The organism is Amycolatopsis sp. NPDC051716 (genome assembly GCF_040681595.1).
Lineage (GTDB): Bacteria > Actinomycetota > Actinomycetes > Mycobacteriales > Pseudonocardiaceae > Amycolatopsis.
Genome location: NZ_JBFAZA010000033.1, coordinates 76,975 through 93,618 on the forward strand (window position 1 = coordinate 76,975; position 16,644 = coordinate 93,618).

Sequence of the window (16,644 nt, forward strand, 5' to 3'; positions counted from 1 at the left end):
TCGAGGGGAGTGGCTCGTGAAACGCCGGGTGTCGATCGGACTGGCCGTGGTGCTGGTGCTGGCCGTCGTGGGGGTGATCATCTGGGGGCGCGGCGACGACAGCGCCGCGGGCGCCACGACGACGGTCCGCGGGGTGATCGGTTCGGAGAAGCAGGCCTTCTTCACCGACCAGCGGGTCGTCGACGCCTTCGCCCGCCACGGCCTGAAGGTCGAAGTGGACACCGCGGGATCGCGGCAGATCGCGACGACCGTCGACCTCGGGAAGTACGCGTTCGCGTTCCCGTCGTCGTCGCCCGCGGCGCGGAAGATCCAGCGCGACCGCAAGGTGACCACGGTCTACACGCCGTTCCAGTCGCCGATGGCCGTCGCCTCCTTCGAGCCGATCGTTTCCCTGCTGCGGGCCGGTGGGGTCGTGCACAAGGGAGCCGGCGCGTACGACGTCCTCGACATCGCGAAGTACCTCGACCTGGCGAAGGCCGGGACGCGCTGGGACCAGCTGCCGGGCAACACCGCCTACCCGGCGCGCAAGAACGTCCTGGTCACCACGACCGACCCGCGCGAGTCGAACTCCGCGGCGATGTACCTGTCGATCGTTTCCTTCGTGGCCAACGGGAACGCCGTCGTCAGCACGCCCGATCAGGAGGCGAAGGTGCTGCCGTCGGTGGCGAAGCTGTTCCTCGACCAGGGGTACACGCAGAACAGCACCGAAGGGCCGTTCGAGGACTACCTCTCGGCCGGCATGGGCAAGACGCCGCTGGCGCTGATCTACGAGTCACAGTTCGTCGGCCGCGTGCTGAGCGGCGACGGCTCGATCCGGCCGGACATGCGGATGCTCTACACCGCGCCGACGGTGTACTCGAAGCACACGCTGGTGCCGTTGAGCGGCGACGGCGACAAGGTCGGGCAGCTCCTCGCGACCGACCCCGAGCTGGGCAAGCTCGCCGCGACCTTCGGCTTCCGCACGACCGACCCGAAGCTGTTCGCCCAGGTCGCCGCGCCGGCCCACGTGCCCGCCGACCTCGTGGACGCCGTCGAACCGCCGTCGTTCGAAACCCTGGAACGGCTGCTCGACGCCGTCGGCAAGCAGTACTGACATGGACTTCGCGCTCACGCCGCCCGAGCCGGTCACCGCGATTCCTTCCGAGCGCGCCGCCGGGCTGATCACCCTCGGCGAGGACACGCGGTCGGAAGTCGCCGTTCGCGCTTCGGAGTTCGCGTCCCGGCTCGAAGCCCTCGACGTCCGGTCGCCGGAGTTCACCGACCTCCTCGACGAGCTGCTGACCGTCGGCGAGGCCGACATGCGCGCGGCGGCCGGGGTCGCCGGAACGATGCTCGACCGGTCGTTGCGCAGTGCGGCGTCGCCGCGGGACGGCGTCACGACGAGCCTCGCGAGCCTGCGCCGGACGGTCGCCGAGCTGGACCCGGCGAAGCTGCCGCTCACCGGCCGGAAGCTGCTGGGCATGTTCCCGGTCGCGGCCGGGGCGAAGCGGGCGCTGGACCGCTACCGCGCGGCGAACGAGCCGGTCAACGCCCTGGTCGTCGACCTGCGCGGCCGCCAGGACGTCCTGCGCCGCGACAACGCCTCGATCAAGGGCGAGCGCGAGCGGCTGTGGAAGGTCATGGGGAAGCTCGCCGAGGCGGCCGCTCTCGCCGAGGCCGTCGACGGCGCGATCGAGGCACAGGCCGGCGTCTTCGACCTGACGGATCCCGCGCGCGCGAACGCGTTGCGCGCGGACGTGCTGTACCCGATCCGGCAACGGCACCAGGACCTGCTGACCCAGCTCGCCGTCAGCGCGCAGGGTTATCTCGCGCTGGACCTGGTGCGCAAGAACAACGACGAGCTGATCCGCGGTGTCGAACGGGCGGTGTCGACGACCGTTTCCGCACTGCGGGTCGCGTTGCTGGTCAGCGGCGCGCTGGCGAGCCAGCGGGACGTCCTCGACGAGGTCGCGGCCCTGCGGGCGACCACCGACGGGCTCATCCGCGCGAACACCGAGCTGCTGGGCCTGCAGTCCGCGGAGATCCGCCGGGCGAGCAGCGACCCGGTCGTCGCGACCGAGACGATCCGGCAGTCCTTCGACCGGATCTGCGCCTCGATCGACGCGATCGACGGGTTCCGCGCCGACGCCGTCGCCGCGATGGCCACGACCGTCGAATCGCTGTCCGGCGAGATCCGCCGGGCCGAAGACCACCTGCGGCGTTCGCACGAGGGGGAAGCATGATCAGGAAGGTGCCGGCGCTCTTTTTGGGCGCCGCGTTGCTGGCGGGGTGTTCCGGCTCTTCGTCCGCACCGCTGGGGGATCCCGAGCCGGGGACCTTGCGGGTCCTCGCGGGCAGCGAGCTGGCGGACATGCAGCAGGTGCTGGACGAAGCCGCGCAAGCCACCGGCGTGAAGGTGAAGTTCACCTTCACCGGCACCTTGGAAGGCGCCGAAACGCTGGCGAACGGCAGTGCCGACGGCAAGTACGACGCCGTGTGGTTCTCGTCGAACCGGTATCCCGCCGGCATTCCCGAAGCGGCGAAACGGCTCGGCAACCAGGTCAAGATCATGAGCTCGCCGGTGGTGCTGGGCCTGGCCACGCCGGTGGTGCAGCGGCTGGGCTGGGCCGGCAAGCCGGTCAGCTGGGGCGAGATCGCCGCGCAGGCCGGGAAGAAGGCGTTCAGCTACGGGATGACGGACCCGTCGGCGTCGAACTCCGGGTTCTCGGCGCTGGTCGGGGTCGCGTCGGCGCTGGCGGGCGCGGGCAACGCGATCGACGCCCGGCAGATCGCTTCGGTCACCCCGCAGCTGACGCAGTTCTTCGGCGCCCAAACGCTTTCGGCGGGGTCCTCGGGCTGGTTGTCGGACGCGTACGTCCGGCGTGCGACCGGGCCGGACCCGGTCGACGGGCTGATCAACTACGAGTCCGTGCTGCTCTCGGCGAACGCGTCCGGGAAGCTGCCGCAGCCGCTCACCCTGGTCTACCCGAGCGACGGAGTCGTCACCGCCGACTACCCGCTCACCTTGCTGGCCGACGCCGGTTCGGACGCGCGCTCGGCCCACCAGCGGCTCGCGGACCACCTGCGGACGCCGGAAGCGCAGAAGCGGATCATGGAGACCACCCAGCGGCGCCCGGTCGTGCCCGGGGTCGCGCTGGGGACGCAGTTCGCGCAGCGGGACCTCGTCGAGCTGCCGTTCCCGGCGACGCAGCAGGCGGTGGACGGGTTGCTGTCGGCCTACTTCGACAAGCTCCGGCGTCCCTCGCGGACGCTGTACGTGCTCGACACGTCCGGGTCGATGGCGGGCGAGCGGATCGACTCGCTGCGGTCCGCGCTGGTGGGGCTGACCGGCGCGGACACCTCCTTGACCGGGCGGTTCCGGCGGTTCCGGAGCCGGGAGGAGGTGACGATGCTGCCGTTCAGCACCGGGCCGGGTGCACCGCGGACGTTCACCGTGCCGGAGGCGAACCCTGAGGCCGAGCTGGTGCAGATCAAGACGTTCGCCGAAGGACTGGCCGCCCGGGGCGGAACGGCGATCTACGACAGCCTTTCCCGGGCTTACCAGGTGCTCGAGCCGCTGGCGGCCGCGGATCCGGACCGGTTCACCTCCATCGTGCTGATGACCGACGGCGAGAACGCGAACGGCTCGTCGTTGCCGGACTTCCTGGCGTCGCTGGGGTCGCTGCCGCCCGCGGTGAACCGGGTCCCGGTGTTCACGGTCCTGTTCGGCGAGGGCAGCAGCGACGAGCTGACCCAGGTCGCGACGCGGACCGGCGGCAAGGTGTTCGACGCGCGCGACGTCCAGCTGTCCCGGGTGTTCCAGGAGATTCGCGGGTACCAATGATGCTGCGTTATCTGGGGTCGACCAAGAACCTCGCCGGCTGCGTCGGCGGCCTGCTCGGCGTCGGGCTGTACCTGACCGGGGTGGCCGGGTGGTTCTGGCCGTTCGTCGTGGTGGCGCTCTACGCCGCGGGAGCGCTGCTGGCGCCGGGGGAGAAGGTGCGGCTGGTGCCCGATGCGTCCGCCGGGCTACGGGAGTCGCTGGACGGGCTCGAGGCCACGGTTTCCGCGCAGGCGTCCCGGATGCCGGCGTCCTCTGTGGACACTGTGCACCGGATCGCCGAGGTGCTGCGAGACCTGCTTTCCCGGCCTGAGCGGCTCTCGGGTGATCCGGAGCTGCAGCACGCCGTCGTCCGGCTCGCGGGTACGGATTTTCCGCTGTCGCTGGAAACCTACCTCAATCTGCCGCGGTGGTTCTCGGCGCGACGTGCGAGCGCGGACGCGGAATTGGTGACCCAGCTGGGTTTGCTGGAGGCGGAAGCGCACCGGGTGGCCGAGCGGTTCTACGCGACGGAGGTCGACCGGCAGGCTGATCACACGCGGTACCTGCGCGACCGGGACGCCTGAGTTCCACTCCTGTGAGTGATGACGTTCGAACGCGCGTTCGAGTAGCGTAATCGGTGTCGCACTCGTCGGAGAGGGGAAATCATGAACGCGCACCGAGGTTCGGCAGAGTCAGTGTCATCGCGGCGGTGGTCAGCCAGCTCAGCAGGTCCGTCAGGGGAATGCGGGAAAGGCGCTCCGGCCATTCCTCCGCCACTGTGTGCAGCACGAGTTCGTCGTGCCGCGGCTCCACCTTCGTCAGTTTCAAGCCGGGCGGAAGTTCGGGTAAAGGAAGCACGATGGGCTGGAAGCGGCGTGGTGGCTTCAGCTGTCGCTGTCCGATGTGGAGGGTCTGCGGCACGAGCAGCACGCCGTCGTCCGCCACCTGCGGGCGCAGCGTCAGGTGTCCCCAGTGCGGCCGCTTGGCCCAGTGGATCCGGAGCAGGCCACCGTCGGCCGGAGTCGCGACAATCCCCGGGCGGGCTTTCGCCACCCGGTCCCGCAGCACGTCGGCGGAGACGGCGATCGCCAGCTGCACCCGCGCGGGTTTGGCGGCCGGCGTGGGCAGCGAGCGGAGGCGGACGTCTTCGGCGAGCACGGTGACGCGGCGGAGCGGAATGCTTCCGGCCGCGCCACCGTCGCCGGCTTGGGCGTTTTCGGCGTCCGGTTCCGGCCAGTCGACGTCCTCGGCGACGATCCGGACGTCGCCGAGGCGTCCGGTGGCCAGCCGGAGGCTGTCGGCCGGGTAATCGAGTTCGGCGAGGGTGAGGCCGACTTCGCGGCCGCCCACCTTCGCGGTCAGCCGGCGGCCGACGAGCTGTTCGGTGACGGTGCGCGCCAAGGCGGCGGGCGTGACCGGGACGTTCGGGAGCAGTGAACGCCCGGCCGCGGCCAGCCCGGCCAGCTCGGGCCACGGCGACCAGCCGTCGAACCACCTGCCGTCGCTCATCCGTCCAGTGTCGCCCACGGACACGGACGGCGGCGACGGCGGGTGGTTCCCGGGTGGCCCAGCGGATCGCCTCCGGTCACCGGCCCGCGAAGCGGGCGATGATGCCGGTGATGACGAGCCAGAACACCGCGGCGAGGCCGAAGTCCAGGATCACGGCCAGGCTGGGGTTGTCGACCGGGAACAAGCCGGGCCAGAACAACGCGAGAGGAACCGCCAGTGACTTGATGAACTGGAAGAAGGCATTGCCGGCGTTCGCACCGGCGAGCACCATGATCATGTAGAGAACTTCGATCCCCGCGAAGATCGCGCCGATCGCCGTGATGACCCGCACGGCCGTGTTGCGTCTGGTGGTGGTTCGCCAAGGAGACATGTCGCGAAAATTCCCGGATTGGGTGACCGATCAAACGCTCCAAGGCCCAGATTGCGCCGTTTGGCCGCTTCTGTTGCTCTCCGTCAACGCTTCGGCGCAGCTGGTGAGCGAATCAAGCCCGGTGTCGGCCCTCTTGTCCTTTTCGTAGTCCGGCTCAGGGAGCTCACGGGCTTGCTCACCGGTATTCATCCGCTTCGGAGTGGGCTACCGGGCCGGGGATCAGTCACCTGACAGTGCTGGAGGTCTTCTCGCGCTACGGCGGCAGCATCGGAGTCAAGACCGCGGCCCATCCGCGGCAGCCTGGACACCACACGCGCACGCCGTCCGTCGGGCCAGCCGTGTCGTCGGGACCTACCCGCGCTGCCCCGCCGCCTCGCCGGACGGTCCCACCAGCCGGCCTACAACCACAGGAAGAGGACCGAGAGCGAGAAACGTAGCCACTTCCGCCTGCCTTGCCCGCCACCACCGCAACCCACGCCACGCCCCGCAACAACACCCCACACCCGCCGCGGCCTGGACACCACACAAGGGGAACCTCCAGGCGCGCAGGCTGTCAGCCTGGGCCCTACCCGCGCCGCCCCGCAGCCTCGCCGAGCAGCCGGGCCACTGCCCAGTCCTGCACAGCGAGCCCGACGGACTTGAACACCGTCCGCCCGCCGACCGCCGGCGGCGTACGCAGGGCCGGGCCCAGTTCGACCAGGTCATCGCGCGCGAGGAGTCCGGTGTCAACAGCGTGGATCACCTCGCCCGCCTCCTCGAGAGCGGCGTCGATCTGATCCACCACTACGCACCCAGCGGTGGCAAGCAACCCGGCGGGAAGCTCCCGCATGGACGGGAGGTACGACCCGATCGCGTTGACGTGGACGCGGTCCGGCAAGTCATCGACAGCAAAGAGAGGAGTACGGGACGAAGTAGCGCAACAGACGATCTCCGCGTCGGACACCGCGTCCGCGGCACTCGAAGCCACCCGCATCGCCACCTCCGGGAACTCGGCGCGCAACCGGTCCACCAACACCTGCGCACGCAACCGGTCACGGCCGAGCACCGCCACGCGACGCACCGGCCGCACCGCCGCCACGGCACGCACCTGGTCGGCGGCCTGGGCGCCGGTGCCGAGGAGCGCCAGCCGGCTCGCCGAGGGCGGGGCGAGCAGGTCCGTGGCGACGCCGGAGACCGCGCCGGTGCGCAAGGTGGTGACCTCGACGGCGTCGGCGACCACCTGGCCGTCGGCGGTGTTCCACACCAGCGTGCCCAGGATCATCGGCGTCCGGCCGGGGGCCAGGTTGAGCGTCTTCACGACCGTCGTCGACGTCGGGGTGTGGCAGGCGGTCATCACGAGCGTCGTGGCTCCGGCGAAGGACAGCCGTTGCGGCACCACGAAACGGCCGGCAGCGAGGTCGAGGAACGCCTCGCGGACCGCTTCGACGGCGGCCGGCATCGGCACGGCCCTCCGGACGTCGTCGGCGTCGAGCATGCGTGGCCCCTTCGGCATCGGGTCTGCCGCTAGCCTGGCGGCATGTCCGAGGCCACGCAAGATCCCGTCGAGGAGCAGCGGTTCTTCCGCGACGACTGGTACGGGGAGGAGATCGCCGGGCGGCACTACGTGCGGTGTGAGTTCCACGAGGCCGACTTCTCCGAGGCGGTCACGCGGAACTCGGTGTTCACCGACTGCGTGTTCGGCAACGTGCGCTTCAACGCGTCGCGGCACACGGACTCGGCGTTCACCGGCTGCGCCTTCAAGCGGTGCAACTTCTTCGACGCCGAATTCACCGGGTGCAAGCTCGTCGGCGCCACGTTCACCGAGTGCGAGCTGCGGCCGTTGCGGGTCACCGGCGGGGACTGGTCGTTCGCCGGCCTGGCGGGCGCCGACCTGCGGACGGTCACCTTCCAGGGGGTCCGGATGCGGGAAGCCGACCTCACCGGGGCGGACTGCGCCGGCGCGGTGTTCGCTGACGTCGACCTGTCCGGGGCGATGCTGCACGCCGTCAAGCTGCCGAAAGCCGAGCTGCGGGGCAGTGACCTCTCGGCGCTCGACCCGCTGAACGCCGAGCTGGCCGGGGCGATCGTGTCACCCGAACAGGCTGCGGTACTCGTCACGTCGCTGGGCCTGCGGGTCCGGGCGTAGGCTCGGCGCGATCGGGAAGGGAGAGCCGCATGGGTGTCGTGACACCGGGGTTCCAGGGCCGTGCGCGCAGCGGCAACCCGCGGCTGCCGCCCGGGCAGTACCTGGCCGAGGACTTCCCCGTGCTGTCGGCGGGACCGACCCCGCGCGTGCCCACCGAAACGTGGGAGTTCACCGTCACCACCGAGACGGGGGAGAAGCACACCTGGAACTGGGCCGAGCTGATGGCCCTGCCCAGCGAGAAGCCCACAGTGGACATCCACTGCGTCACCCAGTGGTCCAAATTGGACACCCGCTGGCGCGGCGTCGCGATCGACACACTGGTCGGCGGGCTCGACACCGAAGCCGACTACGTGATGGTGCACGCCTACGGCGGGTACACGACGAACCTGCCGCTGGCCGACCTGCTCGACGGCCAGGCCTGGATCGCCTACGAGTACGGCGGCAAGCCGCTGACCCCCGAGCACGGCGGCCCGGCGCGGCTGCTCGTGCCGCACCTGTACCTCTGGAAGTCCGCGAAGTGGGTGCGCGGGCTGGAGCTGAAGACCCGGGACGAGCCGGGCTTCTGGGAGAACGTCGGCTACCACGACTACGGGGATCCATGGCGCGAACAGCGGTATCAGGGCGACTAGCCTGGCGGGTCGCCCGCCTGGCCGGAATCCGCGACGAGACACCGACGGCGCGCACGCTCGTCTTCGACCTGCCCGGCTGGCCGGGCCACCTGGCGGGCCAGCACGTCGACGTCCGGCTCACGGCCGCGGACGGCTATCGCGCGCAGCGCAGCTACTCCCTGGCCGCGCCGGCGGACGGCGACCGCGTGGAGCTGACGGTGCAGCGCGTCGCCGACGGCGAGGTGTCCGAGCACCTCACCGGCCCGTACGCGATCGGCGACCCGATCGAGATCCGCGGCCCGGTCGGCGGCTGGTTCGCCTGGCGTCCGACGGACCCCGCCCCGGTGCTGCTGATCGCCGGCGGCTCGGGCATCGTCCCGCTGATGGCGATGGTCCGGGCCCGCCGCGCGGCGGGTGTCCGCACGCCGTTCAAGCTGATCTACTCGCTGCGCACCCCGGCCGAGCTGTACTACGCGGACGAGCTGCGCACGCCGGTGGCGGGCGTGGACGTGACGTACGTGTTCACCCGCGAGCTGCCCGAAGGCCGCTCCGGCATCCCCCGCCGCATCGACGTGGCGACGATCAACACGGCGGGCTGGCCGGCCGAGTTCGGCGCGTCGTGCTTCGTCTGCGGCCCGACCGGTTTCGTGGAAACGGTGGCGGACATCCTGGTCGCCCTCGGCCACGACCCGCACCGCATCCGCACCGAACGCTTCGGCCCCAGCCGCGATTGACCCACCGAGCCTGACCTACCGCGCCTGACCCCGGTGCCGCCGATTCGCCCAACAGGCATCCGATGATTAGGTGATCGTGTGCCCCGTTGAGCGGGAAATTGTCGACATCCCGCTCAAGAGATCCTATGTTTCCTCCATGCTGACCAAGTGGGGCTCGACGCGGCGCCGCACCGTGGTGACCGTCCTCCTGAGTGCGGGCGCACTGCTCGCCACGACCGGTCCGGTGGCCGCGGCCGGTCCCGATGCCGCCGGCCGGGACGTCTACGTCTCGCCCGGCGGGTCCGATCAGGCCTCCGGGACCGCCGGCCACCCCGTCCGGACCCTCGACCGGGCCCGCGACCTCGTGCGGCAACGCGCCCCGCACCTCACGCGGGACCTCACCGTCCACCTCGCGCCCGGCGTCTTCCGGCTGGCCGCACCCCTGCGGCTCGACGCGCGGGACTCCGGCGGCAACGGGCACCGCGTCATCTGGCAGGGCAGTGGCGACACCGAGCTGAACGGCGGCGTGCGAGTCGCCGGCTGGCGGCCCGTGCCGGGCCGTCCGGGCCTGTTCTCCGCGCCCGCGCCCGCCGGGCTGGACAACACCCGCCAGCTCTACGTCGACGGCGTCCGCGAGCAACGCGCCCGCGGCCCCCTGCCGGTGACCGTCAAGGCCACCGCCACCGGCTACACCGCCAGCGCGGACACGCTTGCCCACTGGCGCAACCCGAAGGACGTCGAGTTCGTGTACACCTCGGGTGAGGCGCTCTGGAACGTCCAGCGCGACGGCCTCGGCCAGTGGACCGAACCGCGCTGCCCCCTCGCCGCCGCCGAGGGCACGACGATCACCATGGCCAACCCGTGCTGGGACAACTCGACGAAACGCGTGCTGTTCCCGGACATCCCCGGCCGCAGCGTCAACATGGTCGGCCCGGCCGACCTCACCAACGGGCGGCACCCCACCTACGCCGAAAACGCCTTCGAACTGCTCGACACCCCGGGCGAGTGGTACCTCGACCGGTCCACCCACGTCGTCTACTACCTGCCGAGGCCCGGCCAGGACCTGCGTCGCGCGGACGTCGAAATGCCGGTGCTGGAGAAGCTCCTCGACGCGAAAGGCACGGCGGCCGCGCCGATCCACGACATCGCCTTCCGCGGCTTGCGCTACTCCTACGCGACCTGGCTGACGCCTTCGTCGCCCGAAGGGTTCTCGGAAATACAGGCCGGGTACACGATCACGGGTGCCGACGGCTGGGCCGTGCAGGGTCTCTGCCAGTTCGTGCCCGGCGGCACCTGCCCGTACGCCTCGTGGACGCGGGAACCCGCCAACGTCTCCGTCGCGCACGGCCGGCGCGTCGAATTCGCCGACAGCGTGTTCGCCCACCTCGGCGGGGCCGGGCTGGACCTCATCGAGGGCACCAAGGAAGCCCAGGTGCGCGGCGACGTCTTCACCGACATCTCCGGCAACGGCGTGCAGGTCGGCGGCGTCGACAAACCCGTCACCGACACCGACGCCGACGTCGTGCGGGACGTCCAGGTCACCGACAACCACCTGTACGGCCTGCCGCGCGAATTCCACGGCGGCGTGCCGATCGTCAACGGCTACACCGTCCGGAACACCATCTCCCACAACCAGATCGACCACGTCGGCTACTCGGCGATCTCCGTCGGCTGGGGCGGCTGGCCGGACAAGATCAAGCGGCCCGCGACGCCGAACCTGTCGCACGACAACGTCGTTGCGGACAACCTGATCTTCGACTACATGCAGATGCTCGACGACGGCGGTGGCGTCTACACCCAGGGCATCACCGGCACCTCCCTCGACGACGGCGAGAAGGTCACCGGCAACGTCATCCACGGCCAGTGGGGGCTCGGCAAGGCCGTCTACACCGACAACGGCAACACCTACGAGACCGTCCGCGGCAACGTCCTCTACGGCACGGCGTACTTCAACGTCGGCACGGTGCACGTCGACTACCGCGACGACCTCGGCAACAACGACCCGACGCTGATCGAGGGCAACTACTGGGAGCAGGGCGACCGCGACAAGGTCGACAAGGGCGCGATCACCCGCGGCAACCAGATCCTCGCCCGCCCGGCGGACGCCCCGCCCGCGATCGTCGCGAACGCGGGCCTGGAACCGGCCTACCGCCGGCTGCTTTTCCGTCCGGTCGGCGGGTGCGGGCCGGCCGAAGCACCATCACGGATCGGCACGTTCGCCGTCGCGGGCAAGCTCTACGCGACCTGGAACCCGACGTTCGCCTTCAACAACGCACCGATCACGGACTACGTGGTGACGGCCTCGGGCGGCGGCCGCACCCACTCGGCAACGGTGACGGCGGCCGACTTCGCGAAGCGCGCGTACGCCGAAGTGCCGGGACTGACGGACGGGACGCCGTACACGGTGACAGTCGCGGCGCGCAACGCATTCGGCACGAGCGAGCCGTCACTGCCATCAGCTCCGGTCACCCCCGGCCTGAACCCCATCGCGCTGCCGGACATCCCGACGAGCGCACGGGCATTGCCGAGCGCAACGGCGGCTTCGATCCGCTGGAACCCCCCGGCCGCGGCGGGCGACACCCCGGTCCTGGGTTACGTGATCACGGTGTCCGACGGCCGCACGATCCGGGTCCAGGGCCGCGACGCCCTGGTCACCCAGCCGACGATCAAGGGCATGACCAGGGTGGTCGACGGCCTGCACCCGGCCACGGCCTACACGTTCACGGTAGCGGCGGTCACGGCAACGGGAACGGGCCCGGCAGCCACATTCACCACCACAACGGCGGCTGCCTGAGCCGTCGGGCCTCGTTGTCCACAGTCCGGCCATGATGTGGACAACGAGGCCCGCTCACCGTCTTTCCCGGCTTTTCGTCGTACCCCCGCCGATAGACTGGACCAGGGACGCACCCCCGGAGAGGTCAGGGTTCCGGCAAAGTATTTGTGCTGGTCAGGTCGGTATTCCGAGCAGGGTGAGGGCTCGGGTGGCGTTGCGGGTGGTGTGGCGGAGTACTTGGGCGATGTTGGTGTGCCCGGCTTGGCGGTGTGCGCTGGTGGCGAGGTTGCGCAGGGGTGATCTCGAGTGCAGCGCCGATCGCGGTGAACGACTGGGCTCCCGCGACGACGGCCGCGGCGGCGAGCGTCGGAATCGATCCGTTCGAATGCCGCACCCCACGCCGATCTGGTGGATCAGGCACGGCGGCGAACTGTTTCCGCAGGTCAGTGGCCCAGAGTGGATCGGGACCGGAATCGAGGACCGGGGTCAGACGATCACGTACTGCGGGGATCAGGCACGAGTGGGAAGCGGGCACGGCTCTCTCCCACAATCATGGGACCTAGACAATCACATGATCAACGAGAGCCGTGCCCGTCCTGCAACCAGGCCAAAAGACTTTGCCGGGACCCTGCCGGAGAGGGTGGGGGCTGCGGAGAAGTCCGGCTGGCTCGCTACTTCACCCGCCACGGCGCGCACCGAACCGGTCGCGCAGTCGGTGACCGGACAGGGCCCGACCCACGGTCAGGCAAGCCGGCTTGCAGGGCAAACCCGTTGCCGGGCCGGGAGCGCCAAGCAGCGGCATCGGCGGCGAGTTCTCAACCTGCTCGGGAATGCCCGGAAATGAGCCCCGCACGACCCCCGCCCAGGCGGTCCGGGTGCTGACCGGCGCCGGGTGGGTGCGGTCGAACGGGCTGGACCCGGTGTGGTCCCTCTTTGAGGGCGCGCAGGTGGGTGGAGTCGACCAGCGCGGCGGACAGGTCCAGTAGCCCGGCGGCCCGCAGCTCGCCGAGCAGGCGTTCGTGCAGTTGCTGCCAGACGCCGCCCCGTGCTATTCGGTCGGGCGCCGCCAGCAGGCGGCCCCGGAGGCGCCGAAGACCCCTCAACCGCGGCTAAGTCGCGTCCGGGCGGGACAGCAGTTCCCGCAGCGTCGCCAGCAGCTCCCGCCGGTCCGCCGCCCCGAGCTTCCCCCGGATGCGGGCCATGTGGTGCTCCACCGTCTTGCCCGAAATGAACAGCTTGCTGCCCGCCTGCTTGTACGTCAGCCCCTCCACGACCAGCCGGGCCACCTCCAGCTCGCGCTCGCTCAGCGCCGCCAAGCCCGCCCCTGCCGCCGGTTCCGAGGAGGATCCCGGTTCTCGGCGGGCCGCCGTTCCCTGGAACTGGCGGGCCGCCTCCAGGAGCTGGACCATCGCCTTGCGGTCGGACGTCCTGATCGCCGCCTGGCCCGCCAAGCGGGCCGCGTCCCAGCGGAGGCCCAGGTCGTGCAGCTCGGCCGCCGCCGCGGTGATGGCGTCCGGGGCGAACGTTCCGCCCAGGACCGCCAGCCAGCCCTGGGCCGCCGTGGCCAGGGCGCGCGGGTGGCGGCCGCAGTGGGCGTGGGTGGTCAACGTCGCCAGGTGGGCCTTGACCGCGTCCGCGTCCTCCAGCGTGATCGCCGCGTGCAGCTCGTGCCAGACCAATGAAACCGTCCACAGTGGAGGCTCGCCGAGGCGGGCCAGCAGGCCGTGGGCGCGTTCGAACTGGCCGGAAAGCTTGGCGAACGCCCCGGTGCGGGCCGCGGCGATCGCCAGCTCGCCCAGCGGCAGCAACGTGAACAGGTCCGTCTGCTGCCGCATCGATGCCTGGTACGCCCGGTTCCACGACCGCTGCAGCCCGACCAGGTCGCTGGCGCGCCGGGCCAGGCCGAGCTCCAGCGTCGCGAAGAACAGCTCGTCCCGTGCCTCCAGGGGCCGGCCCGCGACGGCGTCACGGTGTTCCGCGGCCGTCGCCAGGTCGCCCGCCGTCATCGCGACCCAGCCCAGCAGCAACCGGTGCCGCACGGCCAGGAGGTCGCCGCCGGCCCCGCCGGCCAGCGCCCGGCTCAGCACCGACTCCGCCAGCGCCAGCTCGCCCGTGTGCAGGGCGACGAGCGCGGCCAGCGCGGCCGGGCTGTCCGGCAGCAGCATGCCGCCCAGGGCCGGCTCCAGCATCGTGGCCGCGCCGAGCAGGGTCGACAACGTCTCCGTCGCGCAGCCGGACACCGAATCCACGATGCCGCGGGCCATCCGGGTGGCCGCGCCGGCGAACAGCGTCGGCGCGACGCCCGGGGCGGGGGAGTCGAGCAGGCGCCGGGCCCCTTCGATGTCCCCGGTCCCGACCAGGGCCGTCGCCGAGAACGCGTCCGCGCGGCCCGCCCAGTGGTACAGCTCGGCGCTGCGGGCCAGTTCGCCGCGGTGGGCCAGCACGGTCGCCGCGATCTCCGCGCCCGCCGCGCGGGTTTCCGCGTCGGCGGCGCCGAGCATCCCGTCGCCCAGGCGCAGCGCGGTGTCGAGGTCGCCGGACAACGCGGCCGCGCGCGCCCAGCCCGCCGTGACGGCGGGAGAGCGGTCGCCCGCTTCGGCGGCGGCTTCGAACAACTGCGTCGCCAGCCGGGCGTCGGAGGGCAGCGCTTCGCCCGCCGCCGCGGCGAACGCGGCCGCCGCGGACGCACCGGAACTGCCCGTGCCGAGCAGGGACAAGGCCAGGTCCAGCACCGGGAGGCCGTTCGCCAGCTGCAGTTCGACCAGCCGCTGCACCGTTGTCAGCCGGCGCGCGGGCGGCCCGAAATCGCGGACGGCGGCCGCGGCCAGCGGCAGCAGCGTGTCGTCGGGGGCGAGCAGGCCGGTCGCGCGGGCGCCCTCGACGATGGCGGGCAGCTGATCGGGACGGCGGTCGAGCAGGGCGCACAGCAGGTCGAGGTTGCGCCCGGCGCCGGCTTCGGCCGCGATCAGGTAGCGGAGCACGTCGTCGTCGAGCTCGTCGAGCTCGGGCCGGAATTCCTCCAGCCGCCCGAGCAGCGCGCGTTCCGCCAGCCGCGGCACCCCGCCGCTGCGGGCGTGCAGCTCGGCCGCGGCCGCCGGGTCGGCGGGCGAACCCGTCACCGTGGACATCAGCCGCGCCACGTCTTCGACGCCGAGCGGGCCGAGCTGCAGCAGCGTCCAGCCGGACGCCACCGCGGCCGGCCGGTGCGCGACGACGATCGGGCCGTCCGCGCCGGCGAGCAGGTCCTCGAGCTGGTCGTGGCCGAGCCGGTCGGCGTCGTCGACCAGCACGGCGTCGACGCCGGCCGCCCGGTAGCGGCGGTCGAGCGCGGCGAGCAGCACGCTCTTGCCGTAGCCGCCGGGGGCGACGACGGCGAGCCGCAGCGGGGCGGCCGGCTCGGCGGTGACGCGGTCGAGCAGCTGCCGCGCCGCGGGGTGCACGGGAACCGTGTGCGGCGGGGGGACCTGCGTGAGCAGATTGTTCAACAGTGACCTTCACCGGAGGGGACGCAATGGGTGGGGGCGGGGGTACCGGCGGGGCCGGCGGTGGCTTCGCGGGCGGTGACGGTGATCACGACGCCCGAAACGGCCGCGGCGAGCAGCAGGACCGCGGCGGCGAGCGGGCGCCGCCGGCGGAACAGGTTCATCGGGCCGGTGCGCTCGGGCAGTTCGAACGGCGTGATCTCGATCGGCGGCCGGGGCGGCCGCTCGCCGAGCTCACCGAGCGTGTCCACCTTGGGGAGCAAAGTGGTCTCGACGGCGGGGGGTTCCTGCGGGGTCCCCCGGTGGTCGGCGCGCAGCGTCGCGAGGGCGGCCGCGCCGAGCGCGGTGGTCGCCGGCGGAACCGGTCCCGCGAACACCGGGCACGGCGGCCGGGCCGGCAGCGCGTGCGGCGGGACGTCCCCGCAGAACACCACGCCGGCGAGCCCCTTGGGGGACGTGGAGGCCGCTCCGGCGAGCGCGAACAGCGTGCTCAGCGCGGCCGCCGGGGCCACGCCTTCCGCACCCTGGCCGAGCTGCCAGCCACTCGCGCCGCTCGCCGTCGCCAGCGTCACGTTCACGCCGTCGGTGCCGTATTCGCAGACCCCGGCCACCTGGGCGCCGGGGCCGGGGAGGGGCAGGTGCGCGCCGAGCGCGGCGATCGAGCCGGGGACCAGCGTCACCGCGGTGAACCCGGCGTCGGCCAAGGCCCGGCGCAGCACGTCACGGCGGTAGCCGCCCCAGTCGCCGGGGTGGGTCAGCACCAAGTGCTGCGGGGGGCCGCCGTACAGGTTCGAGGCGTGCTCGGCGATCCCTTCGACGAGCACGGTGGTGAGCGTCTCGGGCGGGAACGGTTCGCCTTCGACGAGCATCGGCACGTCGTCGCCGATCCGCCGGTGGAAGCCGGTGAGCAGCCGGGACGGGACTTGCGCGCCCGCCTCGGCGGCGGCGTCGCCGGTGAGCAGGTAGCCCTCGTCGTCGAGGAACAGCGCGGACGCCGCGGCGGGGGACCTCGTGCCCAGCCAGAGGGGTTCGGGCTCACCCCACCCGGGGCCCTGCCGGTGGCAGGTCGCGGCGTGGGTCCGGCCCTGGGCCACATCGATGCCGAGGACGTAGGGCAACGGCGCTTTCCTCCTCACCTCGCGGCGGCCGATCGGGGGCAGGCAATCCCCCTAGGGTCCGGGGCATCCTCACCCAAACGGGTTAGTCAGGCAAGGGTCTGGAGGGATTTAACCCAACTGAGCGCGTCTCGGATGACCCCCTAA

The 16,644-nt window shown here is 71.8% G+C and carries 13 protein-coding genes and 1 pseudogene; 8 read left to right on the forward strand and 6 right to left on the reverse strand.

The annotated features are described in order from the left end of the window. Nucleotides 1–16: 16 nt before the first annotated feature. From AB0M30_RS35460 to AB0M30_RS35475, 4 genes are read left to right on the forward strand one after another with little or no spacing between them, the layout of a single operon-like run. A complete protein-coding gene (locus tag AB0M30_RS35460; RefSeq protein WP_364593158.1) occupies nt 17–1,093 on the forward strand; it encodes a hypothetical protein in 1,077 nt (358 codons plus the stop codon). A gap of 1 nt (nt 1,094) precedes the next feature. Further along, entirely contained in the window at nt 1,095–2,222 is a 1,128-nt protein-coding gene (locus AB0M30_RS35465; RefSeq protein WP_364593161.1) for a toxic anion resistance protein, read from the forward strand. Then, the gene (locus tag AB0M30_RS35470; protein WP_364593273.1) at nt 2,222–3,823 is read left to right on the forward strand and encodes an extracellular solute-binding protein; all 1,602 of its coding nucleotides are present in this window, start codon (nt 2,222–2,224) and stop codon (nt 3,821–3,823) included. The genes AB0M30_RS35465 and AB0M30_RS35470 overlap by 1 nt, the downstream gene beginning before the upstream one ends. Next, the gene (locus AB0M30_RS35475) at nt 3,820–4,386 is read left to right on the forward strand and encodes a hypothetical protein (RefSeq protein WP_364593163.1); all 567 of its coding nucleotides are present in this window, start codon (nt 3,820–3,822) and stop codon (nt 4,384–4,386) included. Before AB0M30_RS35470 ends, AB0M30_RS35475 begins: the two co-directional genes overlap by 4 nt. Before the next feature lie 79 nt (nt 4,387–4,465). Here the strand turns inward: AB0M30_RS35475 and AB0M30_RS35480 are convergent, their stop codons facing one another. From AB0M30_RS35480 to AB0M30_RS35490, 3 genes are all read right to left on the reverse strand, one after another. Next, complete coding sequence (locus tag AB0M30_RS35480) at nt 4,466–5,311, reverse strand: hypothetical protein (RefSeq protein ID WP_364593166.1); 846 nt, start codon at nt 5,309–5,311, stop codon at nt 4,466–4,468. A 76-nt stretch (nt 5,312–5,387) separates the two neighbouring features. Then, nucleotides 5,388–5,642: a hypothetical protein gene (locus AB0M30_RS35485; protein ID WP_103335577.1), complete on the reverse strand. Its 255-nt coding sequence runs from the start codon at nt 5,640–5,642 to the stop codon at nt 5,388–5,390. Between the two features lie 604 nt (nt 5,643–6,246). After that, on the reverse strand, nt 6,247–7,155 hold the full coding sequence (locus tag AB0M30_RS35490; protein ID WP_364593169.1) for an ornithine cyclodeaminase family protein: 909 nt from the start codon (nt 7,153–7,155) through the stop codon (nt 6,247–6,249). Nucleotides 7,156–7,197: 42 nt separating this feature from the next. Here AB0M30_RS35490 and AB0M30_RS35495 point away from each other — a divergent pair, with 42 nt between their 5' ends. From AB0M30_RS35495 to AB0M30_RS35510, 4 genes are all read left to right on the forward strand, one after another. Next, nucleotides 7,198–7,806 (forward strand): pentapeptide repeat-containing protein, encoded by a 609-nt coding sequence (locus AB0M30_RS35495; protein ID WP_364593172.1) that lies wholly within the window; start codon nt 7,198–7,200, stop codon nt 7,804–7,806. A 29-nt stretch (nt 7,807–7,835) separates the two neighbouring features. Next, complete coding sequence (locus tag AB0M30_RS35500) at nt 7,836–8,435, forward strand: sulfite oxidase-like oxidoreductase (protein WP_364593175.1); 600 nt, start codon at nt 7,836–7,838, stop codon at nt 8,433–8,435. Continuing rightward, a complete protein-coding gene (locus AB0M30_RS35505; protein WP_364593178.1) occupies nt 8,405–9,148 on the forward strand; it encodes a ferredoxin reductase in 744 nt (247 codons plus the stop codon). Before AB0M30_RS35500 ends, AB0M30_RS35505 begins: the two co-directional genes overlap by 31 nt. Before the next feature lie 136 nt (nt 9,149–9,284). Further along, on the forward strand, nt 9,285–11,921 hold the full coding sequence (locus AB0M30_RS35510; protein WP_364593181.1) for a fibronectin type III domain-containing protein: 2,637 nt from the start codon (nt 9,285–9,287) through the stop codon (nt 11,919–11,921). A 905-nt stretch (nt 11,922–12,826) separates the two neighbouring features. On the opposite strand, the pseudogene AB0M30_RS35515 reads toward AB0M30_RS35510, so the two are convergent. From AB0M30_RS35515 to AB0M30_RS35525, 3 genes and pseudogenes are all read right to left on the reverse strand, one after another. Continuing rightward, nucleotides 12,827–12,940, reverse strand: a pseudogene (locus AB0M30_RS35515) (IS5/IS1182 family transposase); the annotation flags it as partial. 69 nt (nt 12,941–13,009) lie between these two features. Then, on the reverse strand, nt 13,010–15,385 hold the full coding sequence (locus AB0M30_RS35520) for a helix-turn-helix transcriptional regulator (protein ID WP_364593184.1): 2,376 nt from the start codon (nt 15,383–15,385) through the stop codon (nt 13,010–13,012). Continuing rightward, nucleotides 15,382–16,500, reverse strand: coding sequence for a molecular chaperone DnaK (locus AB0M30_RS35525; RefSeq protein ID WP_364593187.1), 1,119 nt, complete (start codon nt 16,498–16,500; stop codon nt 15,382–15,384). Before AB0M30_RS35525 ends, AB0M30_RS35520 begins: the two co-directional genes overlap by 4 nt. Between the last annotated feature and the right edge of the window lie 144 nt (nt 16,501–16,644).